General features: G+C 68.1%; 14 protein-coding genes. 5 read left to right on the top strand and 9 right to left on the bottom strand.

Features of this window, described 5'->3' with window-relative positions; translation table 11 throughout:
- Window positions 1-108: 108 nt before the first annotated feature.
- The 4 genes from adk to lpxK all read right to left on the bottom strand — a co-directional run bounded on the left by adk (window position 109) and on the right by lpxK (window position 3,257).
- The gene (adk, locus tag C7401_RS20635) at window positions 109-771 is read right to left on the bottom strand and encodes an adenylate kinase (protein ID WP_112173253.1); all 663 of its coding nucleotides are present in this window, start codon (window positions 769-771) and stop codon (window positions 109-111) included.
- Between the two features lie 217 nt (window positions 772-988).
- The gene (gene kdsB / locus C7401_RS20630; protein ID WP_112173252.1) at window positions 989-1,792 is read right to left on the bottom strand and encodes a 3-deoxy-manno-octulosonate cytidylyltransferase; all 804 of its coding nucleotides are present in this window, start codon (window positions 1,790-1,792) and stop codon (window positions 989-991) included.
- A 180-nt stretch (window positions 1,793-1,972) separates the two neighbouring features.
- Window positions 1,973-2,176 (bottom strand): Trm112 family protein, encoded by a 204-nt coding sequence (locus tag C7401_RS20625; protein WP_112173251.1) that lies wholly within the window; start codon window positions 2,174-2,176, stop codon window positions 1,973-1,975.
- On the bottom strand, window positions 2,157-3,257 hold the full coding sequence (lpxK, locus tag C7401_RS20620) for a tetraacyldisaccharide 4'-kinase (protein WP_112173250.1): 1,101 nt from the start codon (window positions 3,255-3,257) through the stop codon (window positions 2,157-2,159). The genes C7401_RS20625 and lpxK overlap by 20 nt, the downstream gene beginning before the upstream one ends.
- A gap of 627 nt (window positions 3,258-3,884) precedes the next feature.
- Between lpxK and xseA the strand changes: the two genes are divergently transcribed.
- Both xseA and sodB read left to right on the top strand, forming a co-directional pair.
- Window positions 3,885-5,261 carry an exodeoxyribonuclease VII large subunit gene (gene xseA / locus C7401_RS20615; protein ID WP_112173249.1) on the top strand — a complete coding sequence of 459 codons (1,377 nt, stop codon included), beginning with the start codon at window positions 3,885-3,887 and terminating at the stop codon, window positions 5,259-5,261.
- A gap of 510 nt (window positions 5,262-5,771) precedes the next feature.
- On the top strand, window positions 5,772-6,350 hold the full coding sequence (sodB, locus tag C7401_RS20610) for a superoxide dismutase [Fe] (RefSeq protein ID WP_112173248.1): 579 nt from the start codon (window positions 5,772-5,774) through the stop codon (window positions 6,348-6,350).
- Window positions 6,351-6,448: 98 nt separating this feature from the next.
- Here the strand turns inward: sodB and C7401_RS20605 are convergent, their stop codons facing one another.
- Window positions 6,449-7,024: an isochorismatase family protein gene (locus C7401_RS20605; RefSeq protein ID WP_112173247.1), complete on the bottom strand. Its 576-nt coding sequence runs from the start codon at window positions 7,022-7,024 to the stop codon at window positions 6,449-6,451.
- A gap of 63 nt (window positions 7,025-7,087) precedes the next feature.
- Here C7401_RS20605 and C7401_RS20600 point away from each other — a divergent pair, with 63 nt between their 5' ends.
- A complete protein-coding gene (locus tag C7401_RS20600; protein ID WP_112173246.1) occupies window positions 7,088-7,726 on the top strand; it encodes a TetR/AcrR family transcriptional regulator in 639 nt (212 codons plus the stop codon).
- Between the two features lie 47 nt (window positions 7,727-7,773).
- Here the strand turns inward: C7401_RS20600 and clpP are convergent, their stop codons facing one another.
- Window positions 7,774-8,418, bottom strand: coding sequence for an ATP-dependent Clp endopeptidase proteolytic subunit ClpP (clpP, locus tag C7401_RS20595; RefSeq protein ID WP_112173245.1), 645 nt, complete (start codon window positions 8,416-8,418; stop codon window positions 7,774-7,776).
- 183 nt (window positions 8,419-8,601) lie between these two features.
- Between clpP and C7401_RS20590 the strand changes: the two genes are divergently transcribed.
- Window positions 8,602-9,693, top strand: a complete 1,092-nt coding sequence (locus tag C7401_RS20590; protein WP_258397172.1) for a sigma-70 family RNA polymerase sigma factor — start codon at window positions 8,602-8,604, stop codon at window positions 9,691-9,693.
- Between the two features lie 17 nt (window positions 9,694-9,710).
- Here the strand turns inward: C7401_RS20590 and C7401_RS20585 are convergent, their stop codons facing one another.
- The 3 genes from C7401_RS20585 to C7401_RS20575 all read right to left on the bottom strand — a co-directional run bounded on the left by C7401_RS20585 (window position 9,711) and on the right by C7401_RS20575 (window position 14,234).
- Window positions 9,711-10,985 carry an EAL domain-containing protein gene (locus C7401_RS20585; protein WP_112173244.1) on the bottom strand — a complete coding sequence of 425 codons (1,275 nt, stop codon included), beginning with the start codon at window positions 10,983-10,985 and terminating at the stop codon, window positions 9,711-9,713.
- 248 nt (window positions 10,986-11,233) lie between these two features.
- Window positions 11,234-12,676, bottom strand: coding sequence for a multidrug transporter subunit MdtD (mdtD, locus tag C7401_RS20580; RefSeq protein WP_112173243.1), 1,443 nt, complete (start codon window positions 12,674-12,676; stop codon window positions 11,234-11,236).
- Between the two features lie 112 nt (window positions 12,677-12,788).
- Entirely contained in the window at window positions 12,789-14,234 is a 1,446-nt protein-coding gene (locus tag C7401_RS20575) for an aminotransferase-like domain-containing protein (protein ID WP_112173242.1), read from the bottom strand.
- Between the two features lie 258 nt (window positions 14,235-14,492).
- Between C7401_RS20575 and C7401_RS20570 the strand changes: the two genes are divergently transcribed.
- A complete protein-coding gene (locus tag C7401_RS20570; protein ID WP_112173241.1) occupies window positions 14,493-14,855 on the top strand; it encodes a DUF2917 domain-containing protein in 363 nt (120 codons plus the stop codon).
- The last annotated feature ends 32 nt before the right edge of the window (window positions 14,856-14,887 follow it).

Genomic DNA, 14,887 nt, shown 5'->3' with positions numbered 1-14,887 from the left:
TCGCGCCCCGAGGCAATCGGGAGTGCGGCGCCAGCCGGCCCGCAGGCAAACCAGCAAGGAAGCCGAAGCCGGCTTCGAATCAGTCTTTAAAGCGGCCTTTAAAGCGGCTTACTTGAGCGCTTCGAACGCGCGCTCGCGAATTTCGTCGACGCTGCCCAGACCCGCGATGGCGCGATACTGCGGCGCCTTCAGGCCGTTTTCCTCGCCGCGCTTCGCCCAGTCGCTGTAGTAGGCGATGAGCGGCTTGGTCTGGGCGACGTACACGTCCAGACGCTTGCGCACCGTTTCTTCCTTGTCGTCGTCGCGCTGGACGAGCGGCTCGCCCGTCACGTCGTCCTTCATGTCCTCTTTCGGAGGATTGAACTTGACGTGGTAGGTGCGGCCCGAAGCCGGGTGCATGCGGCGACCGCTCATGCGCGTGATGATCTCGTCGAACGGCACGTCGATCTCCAGCACGTAGTCGATCGCGACGCCCGCCTGCTTCATCGCTTCGGCTTGCGGCAGCGTGCGCGGGAAGCCGTCGAACAGGTAGCCGTTCTTGCAGTCCGGCTCCTGAAGGCGTTCCTTCACGAGATTGATGATGAGCTCGTCGGTCACGAGCTCGCCCGCGTCCATGAAGCGCTTCGCTTCGAGTCCCAGCGGCGTGCCTGCCTTGACGGCCGCGCGCAGCATGTCGCCCGTCGAGATTTGCGGGATGCCGAACTTCTCCTTGATGAAGTTTGCCTGGGTTCCCTTGCCCGCACCGGGGGCGCCCAACAGGATCAAACGCATGTCAACAATCTCCGATCTGTGTGAATTCTTGCGGCGCGGCGGTCCCACGCATTCGGTGGGCGGCAACACGTCCCGCGCGGCTTGTCGCACGGTGCCTGGGCACGCGGCGGCGCTGCGGGGCGGCGCCGAAAAGCGGGGAAACCCCGACGCACAAAGGCTTTAGACGGCTCGCGCAAACAATTGATTATGCCATGGGATTTTTGCGCCACGGACGGAATTAAGGCCGGTATAACGCCTGCACACGGGCGAGGTCGGCGGGGGTGTCGACGCCCGGAGCGGGTGCCTCCTGCGTGACGAGCACCGCGATGCGCTCGCCGTGCCACATCGCGCGGAGCTGTTCGAGCGCCTCGACCTGCTCGATCGGCGAGTGCGCGAGCGTGGGATAGCTGCGCAGGAATTTCGCACGGTAGGCATAGAGGCCGATATGGCGGTAAACCGTCGCGGGGGCAGGCGGGGCGGGCATTGCGCCGAGATCGAGGCGGGCCGGCGACCAGTGCGGCTGCCATGCGTCGCGTGCCCAGGGAATGGGGGCACGCGAGAAATAAAGCGCCACGCCTCGTGCATCGAGCACGACCTTCACGACGTTCGGGCTGAAGATTTCGTCGGGGGCGGTGATGGGGTGCGCGGCCGTGGCGATCGCGCAATCGGCATGCGTGGCGAGGTGCGACGCAACGTCGCACACGAGCGCGGGGTCGATCAGCGGCTCGTCGCCCTGCACGTTGACCACGATCGTCTCGTCGCTCCAGCCGAAGTGCTCGGCGACTTCCGCGAGGCGGTCGGTGCCCGAGGGGTGATCCTCGCGCGTGAGCACCGCTTCGAAGCCGTGCGCGCGGGCGGCGTCGAGCACGCTTTGCGAGTCCGAGGCGATCAGCACCTGCTGCGCGCCCGAAGCGCGCGCGCGTTCGGCCACGCGTACCACCATGGGCTTGCCGCCGATGTCGGCGAGCGGTTTGTTGGGCAGCCGGGTGGACGCGAGACGCGCCGGGACGACGGCGATAAAGGGGTGCAGGGGAGCGGTCATGGCCAGTCTCGGCAAGGGCGGGAAGCGGATTGGGGAAGCGAAGGCGTGCCGGAACGGCCAGGCCGGAAGGACTCGGGCGTGTGCGGCGCGCCGTGGTGACACGATGCCGACGGCGCGGCCCGCATGGCCGCGGGCCGGAGGGCCAAGGGGCGAGCGGGCCCGGAGGCCTGGTGCGCCTCTTTACGCGGCGCCCGGCCCGGCCGGATCGACCGGCGTGCCTTCCACGGTTTGACGCGCTTCGTCGACGAGCATGACCGGAATGCCGTCACGGATCGGGTAAGCGAGCTTGTCCGCATGGCAGATCAGCTCTTGCGCGGCGCGGTCGTAGCTGAGCGGGCCCTTGCAGATCGGGCAGACCAGGATTTCAAGCAGACGAGCGTCCACGGAGTTTCTCCACAACCAGGGTAATGAGGCGATGATCGAGCGCGGCTTCAACGGGGACGACCCAGATGCGCGCGTCGTTCCAGGCCCCCAATTTTACTGCATCCTTTTCGGTGACCAGGATCGCGTCGGCAGTGACGTCGGCGAACGGGTTGGTCGCATAGGCGTAATGATCGGGCAGCGGCATGGTTTGCGGCGCGAGCCCGGCCGCGCGCAGTGTCGCGAAAAAGCGCTCCGGCGAGCCGATGCCGGCTGCCGCCACGATGCGCGGCGCGGCCTGAGAGCCCGGCTTGGCCGGCTTGTCCGACGTTATCCGGGCGCCTTGCCCCGGCGTGGCCGCGTCAGCGGCGAACTGCGCGAGCGGGCGGCGCAGCGCCGGATTGGCGAGGTGCCAGGCGTCGCCGGGTTCGAGCTTGAGCGCGAACGTATTGGGCCAGGCCGGCAGCGTGCGCTCGAACGGGTTGTTGACGAGCGTGGCGTCGCGCCGGCGCGAGAGCGGCTCGCGCAGTGGTCCCGCGGGCAGCAGGAAGCCGTTGCCGCCCAGACGATGATCGAACACCACGATCTCGACGTCGCGCGCGAGGCGATAGTGTTGCAGGCCGTCGTCGCTCACGATCACGTCGATGTCGCGATGCGCGCCGCACAGCGCCGTGGCCGCCGCGACGCGGTCGGGCGACACCCACACGGGCACGCCCGTGCGCCGGGCGATCAGCAAGGGTTCGTCGCCCGAAAGACGGGCGGGCGTGTCGGGCGTCACCGGCGTGGGGCGATCGATTTTCGCGCCGTAGCCGCGCGAGACCACGCCGGGCGAGAAGCCCGCCGCGCGCAGCGCCTCGACGAGCGCGATCACGGTGGGCGTCTTGCCCGTGCCGCCCACGGTCACGTTGCCGACCACCACCACGGGCACGCCCACTCGCACGCGCTTGAGCCAGCCGGCCGCGAAGGCGGCGCGGCGCGCGCCGCTCACGGCGGCGAACACGGCGGCGAGCGGCGTGAGCGCCCAGGCGAGCGCGCCGCGCCGCTGCCACGCGTGCGCGAATTGCGCTTCGAGGCGTTCCTTGAGGCTGGAGACGGGGCCGCTCATGGGTTAACTGCGGGGCTGACAGCGTGGTTAACTGCGGCGTGGCAAACGCCTTGGCGAACCGCGCGGCGGCCGTCGCCCACGCGCGAAGCGCCGGACGCGGGATGCAGGAGGCTGACGGGCTGGGCGGGCATCGAGGCGGTTCTCCGGTTCGAAGTGGGCGCGAGGCAAAGACGGCGACCAGGCGCGCCCGCAAGCGGGACGGCTTCGCATGCCGTGTGGCATGGCGCAGTCGGTCGTGAACCCGGCACTCTAGCGCGGGTCGGCGCCACGCGGCAAGTTGCCTGTCCGCGCGTAACTGTCGGGAAGGTGTAAGCCCCGCGAAACGTCGGAAAATTCACCGCCTGTGGACAACTTTGTGGAGAAGTGGACATCGCGAAGGCTGGAAGGCCCATTGCTCGGCCATTCCATCGGTCTGTAAGAATGTTATAAAGATAAAAAACCTATATAAATCAATCGGATGTATGGAGTTGTCAGCGTTTGCGAGGCGTCGCCGGTCATCGTGTCGCATGACGCACCCAATGTGGACACTTCGTCGGGCTTGCCGGCCGGGACGCATTCGTGCTGGACTGCCGCCCCCCGAACGGTCTATCGTCTGTCCGGCCGACGCTTATCCACATCCCCTTTCGCATGCTATCCGACCGATTTTCCGCTTCCTCCGCTGCCTCGGGCGACGTCGTCGTGCCGGTTTCGGCGCTCAACCGGGCGATCGCCTCGATGCTCGAGCGCACCTTTCCGCTTGCATGGATCTCCGGCGAGGTTTCGAACTTCACGCGCGCCGCGAGCGGCCACTGGTATTTTTCGATCAAGGACGGCCAGGCGCAGATTCGTTGCGTGATGTTCCGCGGCCGCGCGCAGTACGCCGAATTCACGCCGCGCGAAGGCGATCGTATCGAAGTGCGCGCGCTCGTCACGATGTACGAGCCGCGCGGCGAACTGCAACTGAACGTCGAAGCCGTGCGGCGCACCGGCCAGGGCCGGCTTTACGAAGCCTTCCTGCGCCTGAAGGCGCAACTCGAGGCCGAAGGGCTCTTCGACCCCGAGCGCAAGCGCGCGCTGCCTTCGCACCCGCGCGCCATCGGCGTGATTACGTCGATGCAGGCGGCCGCGCTGCGCGACGTGCTCACGACATTGTGCCGCCGCGCACCGCACCTGCCGGTGATCGTCTATCCGGCGCCGGTGCAGGGCGCGGGCTCGGCCGAAAAGCTCACGGCGATGCTCGAAACCGCGAACGCGCGCAACGAGGTGGACGTGCTCGTGCTGTGCCGGGGCGGCGGCTCGATCGAGGATCTCTGGTCGTTCAACGACGAGGCGCTGGCACGCGCGATCGCGGCGAGCGCGATTCCCGTGGTGAGCGGCGTGGGGCACGAAACCGATTTCACCATCGCCGACTTTGCCGCCGACGTGCGCGCACCCACGCCCACGGGCGCGGCCGAACTCGTGAGCCCGCAGCGCGCGCTGCTGCTGCGCGACCTCGACCAGTGGCACGCCGCCCTCGCGCGCGACTTCGGCCGCCTGCTCGAGCGGCGCGCGCAGCAACTCGACTGGCTGGCGCGCCGGCTCGTTTCGCCTGCCGAGCGGCTCGCGCAACAGCGTACGCACCTGCGCCAACTGGCGATACGGCTCGCTTCGGCCGGCTCGCGTACGAGCGCCGAAGCCCGTGCGCGCCTGAACGTCATGCAAATGCGCTGGCAGCGCGCGCGGCCCGACGCCGCCGCGCAGCGCACCCAGGTGGAGTCGCTCGGCCGGCGCCTGGACGGCGCCTTCGCGCGGCAGCGCGAGCGCGAGGCGGCGCGCGTTTCGGAACTGACGGCGCGCCTCGAAGTGCTGAGCCCGCAGCGCACCTTTGAGCGCGGATACGCGGCGCTGCTTGATGCGCAGAACGGCGCGGCCGTGCGCTCGCCCGCCACGCTCAAGCCCGGCAAGCGGCTCACCGTGCATCTCGCGCAGGGCAGCGCCGACGTCGCGCTCGCCGATGTTCAGCCGCGTCTTGCCGACGGTTTCTGAACCGGGTGCCAGGCGCGCTGATTGCTGCGCAGGGAGGGCACCGGCGCAAGTGCCTGAACGCGTGATCGCACCACGGCGCCGCCACGACGAAAAGCCGTGGCGGCGGGCGATTGTTGCAGTCTCGTTGCAGGAAGGTTGCACACCGGTTGCGCGGATATTGCAACGAGATTGCAGCCGCTTGCGCGTGCTTGTGTGCGCTTGTGTGTGTACGCGTGCGGATTGGTATGTACGCCACCGGCCAGGATCAGCTTGCATCGAAAGCGCTGTTCGAGCGTCGCAGCATCGAACAGCGCGCGGCGCGCAGCCGGTGCGGTACGGCGCCATCGGTCAGCAAAAGCGGTATAAAACGGCGTGGCCGAACCTGCGCAAAAGCCCCGCGCAAACCATCTCCGGCATAAAGGCCGCGTGTTTGCGGGGTTATTCCAACTCGCCTACAATCGAGTGCTCTATGCCGGTCACCATGTAGAACTTCACGCAGAACTCCCCATAACACGACGAAGGAACCGCATCATGTCATTTACGCTCCCGCCGCTGCCGTTCGCGAAGAACGCCCTCGCTCCGAACATGTCGGAAGAGACGCTCGAGTTCCACTACGGCAAGCACCACCAGGCTTACGTCACGAATCTGAACAACCTGATTCCGGGCACCGAGTTCGAGAAGCTCTCGCTCGAAGAAATCGTCAAGAAGTCGTCGGGTGGCGTGTTCAACAACGCAGCCCAGATCTGGAATCACACGTTCTTCTGGAACAGCCTCTCGCCGCAAGGCGGCGGCGCACCGTCGGGCGCGCTCGGCGACGCGATCAACGCCAAGTGGGGTTCCTACGACGCGTTCAAGGAAGCCTTCACGAAGGCCGCAGTCGGCAACTTCGGCTCGGGCTGGACGTGGCTCGTGAAGAAGGCTGACGGCTCGCTCGACATCGTGTCGACCAGCAACGCCGCCACGCCGCTCACGACCGACGCCAAGGCGCTCCTCACGATCGACGTGTGGGAACACGCTTACTACATCGACTACCGCAACGCACGTCCGAAGTTCGTCGAAGCGTTCTGGAACATCGTGAACTGGGACTTCGCAGCGCAAAACTTCGCGTAAATTCGAAGCCCGTTCCCTGCGCCACGATTCATGTGGCGCAAGCAAAAAGCCCCCGATGCGAATCGAGGGCTTTTTTGTTTTACGCCAGCGAAAGAGACTTATGCGAGCGCCGCGATCGTTTCCTGCGTCGAGCGCACGTGGCCCATATGGCGGAACAGCTTCTCAAACGAAAAGCGATGCATCTCTTCGTTCAGGCCCGACGTGGCGTCTTCGACGAATACGAGCTTGAAGCCCAGATCGAACGCCTGGCGCGCCGTGGATTCAACGCCGAAGTTCGTGGCGATGCCGCCGATCACGATCGTGTCGATGCCGCGGCGGCGCAGTTGCTGCTCGAGGTCGGTGCCGTAGAACGCGCCCCATTGGCGCTTCGAGACGATCACGTCACCGGGCTGCGCGCCGATTTCGGGCACGAGTTCGGAGGCCTCGGCGGGGGCGGGCGGCGCGTCGGGCGTGCGCGTGGGCGCGTCGGCGGGCAGGGCGAGAATGTCGTTCAGGAGCACGCGCACCCAGACGACGGCGCCGCCCTTGGCGCGCAGCGCGTCGGCGAGCGGCCTGGCGTTCGCGACCACCTGTGCGCCGCTATGGGGCGCGACCGGGCGGCTCACGATGCCGTGCTGGAGGTCGATCATCACGAGCGCGGTGGTGCGCGGGTTCAGAGAAAGTGCTTGCGTCATGATTCACCTATATGTGAGGATGGCTTCACATATCATACACGAAACGTGAGGGAGGCTTCAGATATGGCGGCAGACCCGCTCGCGCGCAAGGAAGCGCAAACCGAAAACGCACGGCGCGTGCCGCGCCAGGAACGCGCGGCGCGCACCGTGGACGCGCTGCTCGAAGCCGCGGGCGAGGCGTTCGCCGAGCGCGGCTTCGACGTGGCGACCATGACGCAGATCGCGCAGCAGGCGGGCGTTTCGGTGGGCGCGGCGTACCAGTACTTTCCGAACAAGGAGGCGCTGGCCTTCGCGCTGCGCAAGCGCTACGGCGACGAGATGGATGCGCGCTGGAGCGCGCTCCTCGCGGCGCACGACGATCCGGCCAGGCTGCCGCTGCCGCAACTCGTCGAGCGCCTGTTCGACCTGATGGTCGATCTGATGCACGACTATCCCGCGTATCTGCCGCTGCTTTCCGTGCCGCTGGGCTTCAAGCGCGACGCCGCCGTGCGCAACCTCCTGCGCCAGCGTTTCACAGCGGTTTTCCTGCGCTATCAGCCCGCGCTTTCGTCTGATGAAGCGTACCGCGTGGCCGAGGTCATGCTTCAGGTCATCAAGAGCCTCAATCCGCTATACGCCGCGGCGAAGCCCAAGGAGCGCAAACTGCTCGTGGCCGAATACAAGGGCGTGCTGGCGGCGTGGCTCGCCGTGCGGCTCGCCTGAAGCGTGGCTTGCGGCGGTCTGGTGGCCAGGCGGCCGGGCGCTGCGCATTAGCGCGGTAGCGATTCCGCGCGCGAGTTCAGCACGCGATCGATCAGGCCATACTCCGTCGCCTCCTGCGCCGACATGAAATTGTCGCGATCGCTGTCGTGGGCGATCTGCTCGATGGCGCGGCCGGTGTGCGCCGCGAGCATCGCGTTCAGCCGCTCGCGCTGGTAGAGAATCTCGCGCGCCTGGAGTTCGACGTCGGCGGCGGTGCCCTGGCCGCCGCCCGATGGCTGATGGATCATGATGCGTGCGTTTGGCAGTGCGAAGCGTTTTCCCTGCGCACCCGCGGCGAGCAAAAATGAGCCCATGCTGGCGGCGAAACCGGTGCATAGCGTCGAGACATCGGGTTTGACGAACTGCATCGTGTCGTGGACGGCCATGCCGTCGTAGACCGAGCCGCCCGGCGAGTTGATATAGAGGCTGATGTCCTTTTCCGGATTTTCGGCTTCGAGAAAGAGCAACTGGGCGACCACGAGGCTCGCGCTCTGCTCGGTCACCGGTCCGACGAGAAACACGATGCGCTCGCGCAGCAGGCGCGAGTAGATGTCGTAGGCGCGCTCGCCGCGTCCGGATGTTTCGATGACGGTCGGAACGAGATTGAGCGCGTTCGGCGGCAATGCTGCATGATGCGGTGCAAAGGGATGCATGAGTGTCCTCGCGGTTTTCGGTTGGCGTGAGCGGTGTGAGCGGCGCAAGAAGCGGCTCGCCTTCAAGACGCCCGGCGCGCTCGCCGCGTGACGCCAATATTTTTGTGCGCCGCTGTCACGTCGGCCCGTTGCCGAACGTCTTGAGGGGATCGGGCGAACACGCAAGGCCAAGGAGCGAAGCGAATGACGCAGGCAATCGACGAAACGAGGCTGGAGGCCGCAGGGCATATTGAGGCCGCGACCCCAATGAATGGCGAAGCCGGGCCGCAGGACGAAAGATGGGGCGACGCGCGTCGCGCCGCTGCGTTCGACGCGGCGCGCGCACGTCTGCTGGCGCTGGCCGTGCGCGTGCTGGGCAGCCGCGCGGAGGCCGAGGACGTCGTGCAGGACGCGTGGTTCCGCTGGCGCGACGCCGACGCACAGGCCGTACGCACGCCGCAGGCGTGGCTTGCCACGGTGACGGTGCGGCTTGCGATCGACCGGCTGCGGCGCCTGCGCCGCGAGAGCGCGGGCGAGCGCGAACTCGCGTGGCTCGACGACGCGGCGCCCTCCGCCGAGGAGGCCGGCTTGCGCGCCGCGCGCCTTTCGGACGGACTGCTGCTCCTGCTGGAAAGGCTCGCGCCGCTCGAACAGGCCGTGTTCGTGCTGCGCGAGGCCTTCGACTGCGACTATGCGCAGATCGCCGCGCTCACCGGTTGCACCAACACACATTGCCGCCAGATCGTGCGGCGCGCTCGTGTACGGCTCGCTCGCGCGGCCGCACCGCGCGCGGCGCCCGCGGACAAGGCGCAGCATGTGCGCACGGTGGAGCGTCTACGCGACGTGCTCCTTGCGCAGGACCGCGCCGGCCTGATGGATCTGCTGGGCGTGACCGCAACGGCGCTGGTCGCGGCAAGCGCTGCCGGGGCGCACGGTGCCCACGTCATGCACGAAGCGAGCGCCGTGCGCGTGCTGCACGCCGAGGCGCTCGCGCTGGAAGGCGAGCCGGGCGTGGCGATCGTCGGGGAGGATGGGGAACTGGCGGCATGGCTGCACGTGGGCGTCGGCCCGCACGGGCGGCGCGGGCCGGTCATGTGTGTCGCCACGACGGACGACGGCGGCGCGCTCGATGCGGCCAATCGCGCGTTCGGCGGCGCGGCCGTGCGCAAGCTGCTCGCACGCTTCGCGGCGGGGGCGGTCGGCGTGAATTGCGTTTCGACGCTCGCCGTCGCCGCCGTTGCGTCCGGTTCTCACGGCTGCGCGTCGATGCTCGCGCAACCGCCCGTGCTCGCATGAACCGGCCTGAACCGGCATTAGCCGCGCTGCGAGGCGGCTTCCCAGTTGATGTCGACGCAAAGCACCTGCACGCCGTGCGGCGTTTGCGCGGCGACCGACGCGGTGACGCACAGGTGCGCCTCGTTGATCGAGAGATAGGGCGGCGTGAACTGCACGCGGCCCGGCGACTTCATCGCACCAATGAAATACGGCCGGCGCTCCCAGCTCGCGCCCTGGGAATGCAGCAGCGGCCGGAAACGCTTGGCGCGTTGCGACGTGCGCCCGTCGGGCAGCACGTTGTCGCCGATCTGGCGACCCGACGCGTCGAGCAGGAAGCAGCGCGCCGTGTCGTCGAGGCCCAGCAGCGGCAGCGTGGCGTCGGTCATGGCGACGCCCTCGGCCAGGTGCTTCGCGGCGGCTTCGATGGCGCTCACATAGGGCGCGAGGCGCGCCGACTGCGCGCGGTCGCGCGCGGCAACGCGCTCGCGCAGGCGCGCGGAGAGGTCGTCCATAAGCTGCGCGGCCACGGCCGGCGGCACCGGCTCGACGTCGGGCCGCGCGAAATACGCGCCCTGCACGAAGTCGGCGTTGCTTTCCAGTGCGATCAGCGCGTCGCGCTCGGTCGAAAGCCCGCCCACCAGCACGAGCTGCCCCGACTCGTGCAGCATCGAAACGAGACCCGGCAGCACGCGCTCGATATGCGCATGGCGGCTCGCCTGGGCGAGCAGGCTGCGGTCGAGCGTCACGATGTCGGGCCGCAGTTGCCACACGCGGTCGATGTTCGAATGCTTCGCGCCGAAGCCGTCCAGCGCGATCACGAAGCCCGCCTTGCGCAGCCCGTCGATGATCTCGGCAAAGCGCGAATTCTCGCCCCCGGCCTGCTCCGACACTTCGAGCACCACGCGCTGCGGTTGCAGACCGAGCGCCTTGAGGCCGGCGAGCAGGGCGTCGCCGTAGCTCGTGTCCATGAGGGCGGCCGGATGCAGGCTCAGGAAGAGCCATTCGTCATGCGAATCGAACGCGTTGAAGTTGCCCAGATGCAGCGACTCCGCGAGACGGCCGAGTTCGAGCAGATCGCCGCGCCGCGCCGCCTGCGTGAACACCTCCTGCGACGGGGCCTGCTGCCCGTGCTCGTCGTGCGCGCGCAGCGAGGCGTGATAGCCGATCGCGCGCCGGTGCGCGACCGAGAACACGGGCTGAAACACGCTGAAGACGGTGTAGCCGCCGTATAGCACCGTGCGGCGGGCGCCTTCCACGCCCGCGATGGGGCGCGACTGGTAGCCGGGGGGATCGAGGTCGATCATGCTGGTCATTTCGTGTCGATGGCGCGCGGGGAGCGTGGAGGGCTGGACGCGTGAGCGTCAAGTTTACAGGATAGGACAGCAAAAAGTATGCGAGTCCCTGGCCCCGTGGGAATGGCCCGTGCACGGGCGCCCGTGCTTATTCGCGATTGTTTGGCAATTGCGCACAGGCTTCTGCGATGGTGCGCGCGCTGCACCTTCGCGGTGCGCGCCGGCCACGGCGCGCGCTCTCGCGGGCCTTCAGGTGCCCTCAGCTATCCTCAGGTGCGCTCGGACGGATCGGTCTTTTTCGCGGTGCGGCGCACGTCCGACGAGAGTTGGCCGAAGATCCACGACGAGCCCGCCGTGATGATGCCCACGCAAATGAACGTCGCGTGGAAGGCCGGAATCACGCTCTCGCCCGTCTTGTGGCTGATGAGCCCCGTGAAGGTGGTGAGGAGCGCGCCCGCCACCGTCACGCCGAGGCTCATCGAGAGCATCTGCACGAGCGAGAACAGGCTGTTGCCGCTGCTCGCGCCGCCCGTGCCGAGGTCCTTGAGCGTGAGCGTGTTCATCGCCGTGAACTGCATCGAGTTCACGGCGCCGAACAGCGCGAGTTGCACGATGCGCAGCCACAGCGGTTCGGCGGGCGTCGAAAGCGCGAAGCTCGCCATCATGAGGCCCACCAGCACGGTGTTCGAGACCAGCACGCTGCGATAGCCGTAGCGCATGATGAGGTACGTCACGAGCCGCTTCGAGAACATGCCCGCGGCGGCCGTGGGCAGCATCATGAGGCCCGCTTCGAACGCCGTGTAGCCGAGCGCGACCTGGAGCAGCAACGGGATCAGATAGGGCATGGCGCCGCTGCCGATGCGCGCGAACAGGTTGCCGAGCAGGCCCACGCTGAAGGTGTGGATCTTGAAGAGATCGAGCGAGAAGATCGGCTGCGGCGTGCGCACCGCGTGCAGCCCGTAGGCGACGAAGGCGGCGAGCGAGAGGATCAGCAGCACGAGCACGGTGGCGTGCTGGATGCCGAGTTCGGAGTGCCCGTCGAGCGCGAACGAAATCGCCACCATGCCGATCACGAGCAGCAGATAGCCCGGCAGGTCGAAGCGCGGCGTCTCGGGGTTGCGGCTGTCGGGCATGAAGATGAAGGTGGCGATGCAGCCCACCACGCCCACCGGCACGTTGATGAGAAAGATCCAGTGCCACGAGGCGATCTGCACGAGCCAGCCGCCCAGCGTCGGGCCGATGAGCGGGCCGATCAGGCCCGGAATCGCCACGAACGAGAGCGCGGGCAGATAGCGCTCGGCGGGAAACGTGCGCAGCACAGCAAGACGCCCGACCGGCAGCAGCATCGCGCCGCCCACGCCCTGCGCGATGCGCGAGAGCACGAGCTGGTTGAGCGTATGCGAGCTCGCGCACAGCAGCGAGCCGAGCGCGAACACGAAAATCGCGCCGAGAAACACGCGCCGCGTGCCGAGCTTGTCGGCTAGCCACCCCGACACCGGAATCATCACCGCCATCGTGAGCGAATACGCGATCACGACTGATTGCATGCGCAACGGTAATTCGCCCAGACTCGTCGCCATGGCGGGCAGCGCCGTGTTGACGATGGTCGAATCGAGCGTCTGCATGAAAAAGCCGGTGGCGACGAGCCACAGCATCACGGACAACGAGCGGGGAGACGGAGCGGTGCTGGACGCAGCGGTGGATTCGGACATGGGCGAGGAGTGGGCGCGCAGGCAAGCGCCATTGTAGGGAAAACGGCGCGCGCGCGCTGATAGGGGGCCGTGCTCCGGCCCTCAAGACTCGGCCTTCACAATCGCTGCGCCCTTACGCCTCGAGCCGCGCCGCCGCCGCGAAAAACGCCTGGGCGCGCGGATCGAGTGTGAGCGCCACGTTGATGCGGATCCATGGGCTCGCCTCGCCGTGCGGGCGGAAGTGGCTTCCCGGCGAAACGGCCACGCCGAGCGGCTCGCCGCACACCGCGAGACGCGCCGAATCCTCGATATGCGGCACGCGCGCCCAGACGAACTTGCCGCCCGGTTGCGCGTAGCCGCGCGCCGCCGGGACTGCTGCGGCGGCCGGGCCGCCGAACAGCTCCCAGCCGTGCGCTTCGAGCGTGCGCGCGGCCGTGCCCTGCGCCTCGGCCACGCGCCGGCGCAACCGTTCGAGGTACTTGCGATACGCGCCGCGCTCCAGCAGCGTGGCGGCCACGGCCTGCGCGAAGCGCGAGCCGCTGATCGTCGTGAGCGCCTTGATGGCGGCAAGGTCGCGCACGATCGCGGTGTTGGCCACCACGTAGCCCACGCGCAGCGACGAAGAGAGCGTCTTCGACAGGCCGCCCACGTACACGACATGCTCGAACTGGTCGAGCGCCGCGAGCCGGTCGGTGGGATCGGCCTGGAAGTCGGCGTAGATATCGTCCTCGACGATCGTGAAGTGGTGCTCGCGCGCGAGTTGCAGCAGCCGGAACGCGACCGGCGGCGAGATCGTCGAGCCGGTCGGGTTGTGGAAGACGGTGTTGACGAAGAACGCGCGCGGGCGGTGCTCGGCGAGCATGGCGTGCAGATGCTCGATGTCGGGCCCGCCCGCCGTGCGGCGGATGCCCACGAGGCGCACGCCGTGCAGCTTGAGCAGGCCGTACAGGTTGTAGTAGCCGGGGTCCTCGACGAACACCGTGTCGCCGGGCTTGAGCATGTAGCGCATCAGCAGGTCGAGGCCCTCGCTCGCGCCTTCGGTGATGAGGATCTGCTTCGCGTCGGCGACGATGCCGAGCGGCGCGAGCCGGTTGCGCAGATGCTCGCGCAAGGTGGCGTCGCCGGTGGGCGTGCCGTAGTCGACGAGGCTCGCGGGGTCGGTGCGCGAGACGTGGCGGATCGCCTGGCCGAGTGCGTCGACGTCGCGCCATGCCTGCGGGATCGAGCCGCTGTCGAGTTGCAGCGTTTCGTCGGGCCGCTCGAACTGGCTGAGCAGATGGCCCGATTCGTCGGCGGCGTTCGAGAGGTCGCAGGTGCCCATGCCGGAGAGCCCGAGGCGCGCGTGTTCGCTCACGTAGAAGCCCGAGCCGTGCCGCGAGTCGAGAAAGCCGAGCGAGACCAGCCGGTCGTACGCTTCGATCACGGGAAAGCGGCTGATGGCGTAGTCGGCCGCGAACTGGCGGATCGACGGCAGGCGCGCGCCGGGATGCGCGGCGCGCGAGCGGATCCAGGTCTGGACGCCGGTGACGATCTGGTCGGTGAGCGGCACGTCGCTCGCGCGGTCGAGTTCGAGTTTCATCTGGGGCTCGCTGGCGTTCGCTTGGGCTTCGTTTCAGGCGGCGCCCGGGTGGTTGCGGTACGACTGTCCGGTTTTTTGGCTGCACAGTTCCGTGCGAACTGTTCGGAACTGTGCATGGGATCGTACCTCACTGACCGCAATAATGCTCCTACCGGGAAGGCGCTTCAAGCCGCTTCAAGCCGTATCCAGCCGCTCTGAAGCGTGCGCTCCGGGGGCCGCCCGAGTCCTGTCGGCGGCCGGTCTGCAAGGAGCACGGCAATGCGCGAAATCCGAATCTTCGAACTGGAACACGGCGAGCCCGTCGAGACGTGGCGGCTCGCGCAGGCAATGCAATTGCACGTGAGCGCGGGCGAACTGTGGCTCACTATCGCGGGCGACGCCGGCGACTACTGGCTGCGCGCCGGTGAGTCGATCGACCTGATGGCCGGCGTGCGCGTGCACGTGAGCGCGGGCCACGAGGGCGCGCGCTTCATGCTGGCGCTGGGCGGCGCGACGGCCGCAACGAGCGGTGCGGTGGCGCAGCCGCGAGCCGCGGGATCGTACGGTTTCGCCTCGCGCGTTGGCGAAGCGTTGCGCGAGTGGGCGCAGCGCGCGCAATGGGGCGCGCGGGCGGCGGGCTGAGTGCTGAAGGCTGAGCGCCGAGGGCGGCCAGC

This window comes from Paraburkholderia unamae (genome assembly GCF_003268775.1).
GTDB classification, from domain to species: Bacteria; Pseudomonadota; Gammaproteobacteria; order Burkholderiales; family Burkholderiaceae; genus Paraburkholderia; species Paraburkholderia unamae.
Note: the sequence above shows the minus strand (reverse complement) of the source record. Positions and strands in the feature narration are given on the sequence as shown.

What these genes read in the sequence shown, in the direction of transcription:
- adk (WP_112173253.1), bottom strand. Translation starts at nt 771, where the DNA reads ATGCGTTTGATCCTGTTGGGCGCCCCCGGTGCGGGCAAGGGAACCCAG.
- kdsB (WP_112173252.1), bottom strand. Translation starts at nt 1,792, where the DNA reads ATGACCGCTCCCCTGCACCCCTTTATCGCCGTCGTCCCGGCGCGTCTC.
- lpxK (WP_112173250.1), bottom strand. Translation starts at nt 3,257, where the DNA reads ATGAGCGGCCCCGTCTCCAGCCTCAAGGAACGCCTCGAAGCGCAATTC.
- xseA (WP_112173249.1), top strand. Translation starts at nt 3,885, where the DNA reads ATGCTATCCGACCGATTTTCCGCTTCCTCCGCTGCCTCGGGCGACGTC.
- sodB (WP_112173248.1), top strand. Translation starts at nt 5,772, where the DNA reads ATGTCATTTACGCTCCCGCCGCTGCCGTTCGCGAAGAACGCCCTCGCT.
- C7401_RS20605 (WP_112173247.1), bottom strand. Translation starts at nt 7,024, where the DNA reads ATGACGCAAGCACTTTCTCTGAACCCGCGCACCACCGCGCTCGTGATG.
- C7401_RS20600 (WP_112173246.1), top strand. Translation starts at nt 7,088, where the DNA reads ATGGCGGCAGACCCGCTCGCGCGCAAGGAAGCGCAAACCGAAAACGCA.
- clpP (WP_112173245.1), bottom strand. Translation starts at nt 8,418, where the DNA reads ATGCATCCCTTTGCACCGCATCATGCAGCATTGCCGCCGAACGCGCTC.
- C7401_RS20590 (WP_258397172.1), top strand. Translation starts at nt 8,602, where the DNA reads ATGACGCAGGCAATCGACGAAACGAGGCTGGAGGCCGCAGGGCATATT.
- C7401_RS20585 (WP_112173244.1), bottom strand. Translation starts at nt 10,985, where the DNA reads ATGACCAGCATGATCGACCTCGATCCCCCCGGCTACCAGTCGCGCCCC.
- mdtD (WP_112173243.1), bottom strand. Translation starts at nt 12,676, where the DNA reads ATGTCCGAATCCACCGCTGCGTCCAGCACCGCTCCGTCTCCCCGCTCG.
- C7401_RS20575 (WP_112173242.1), bottom strand. Translation starts at nt 14,234, where the DNA reads ATGAAACTCGAACTCGACCGCGCGAGCGACGTGCCGCTCACCGACCAG.
- C7401_RS20570 (WP_112173241.1), top strand. Translation starts at nt 14,493, where the DNA reads ATGCGCGAAATCCGAATCTTCGAACTGGAACACGGCGAGCCCGTCGAG.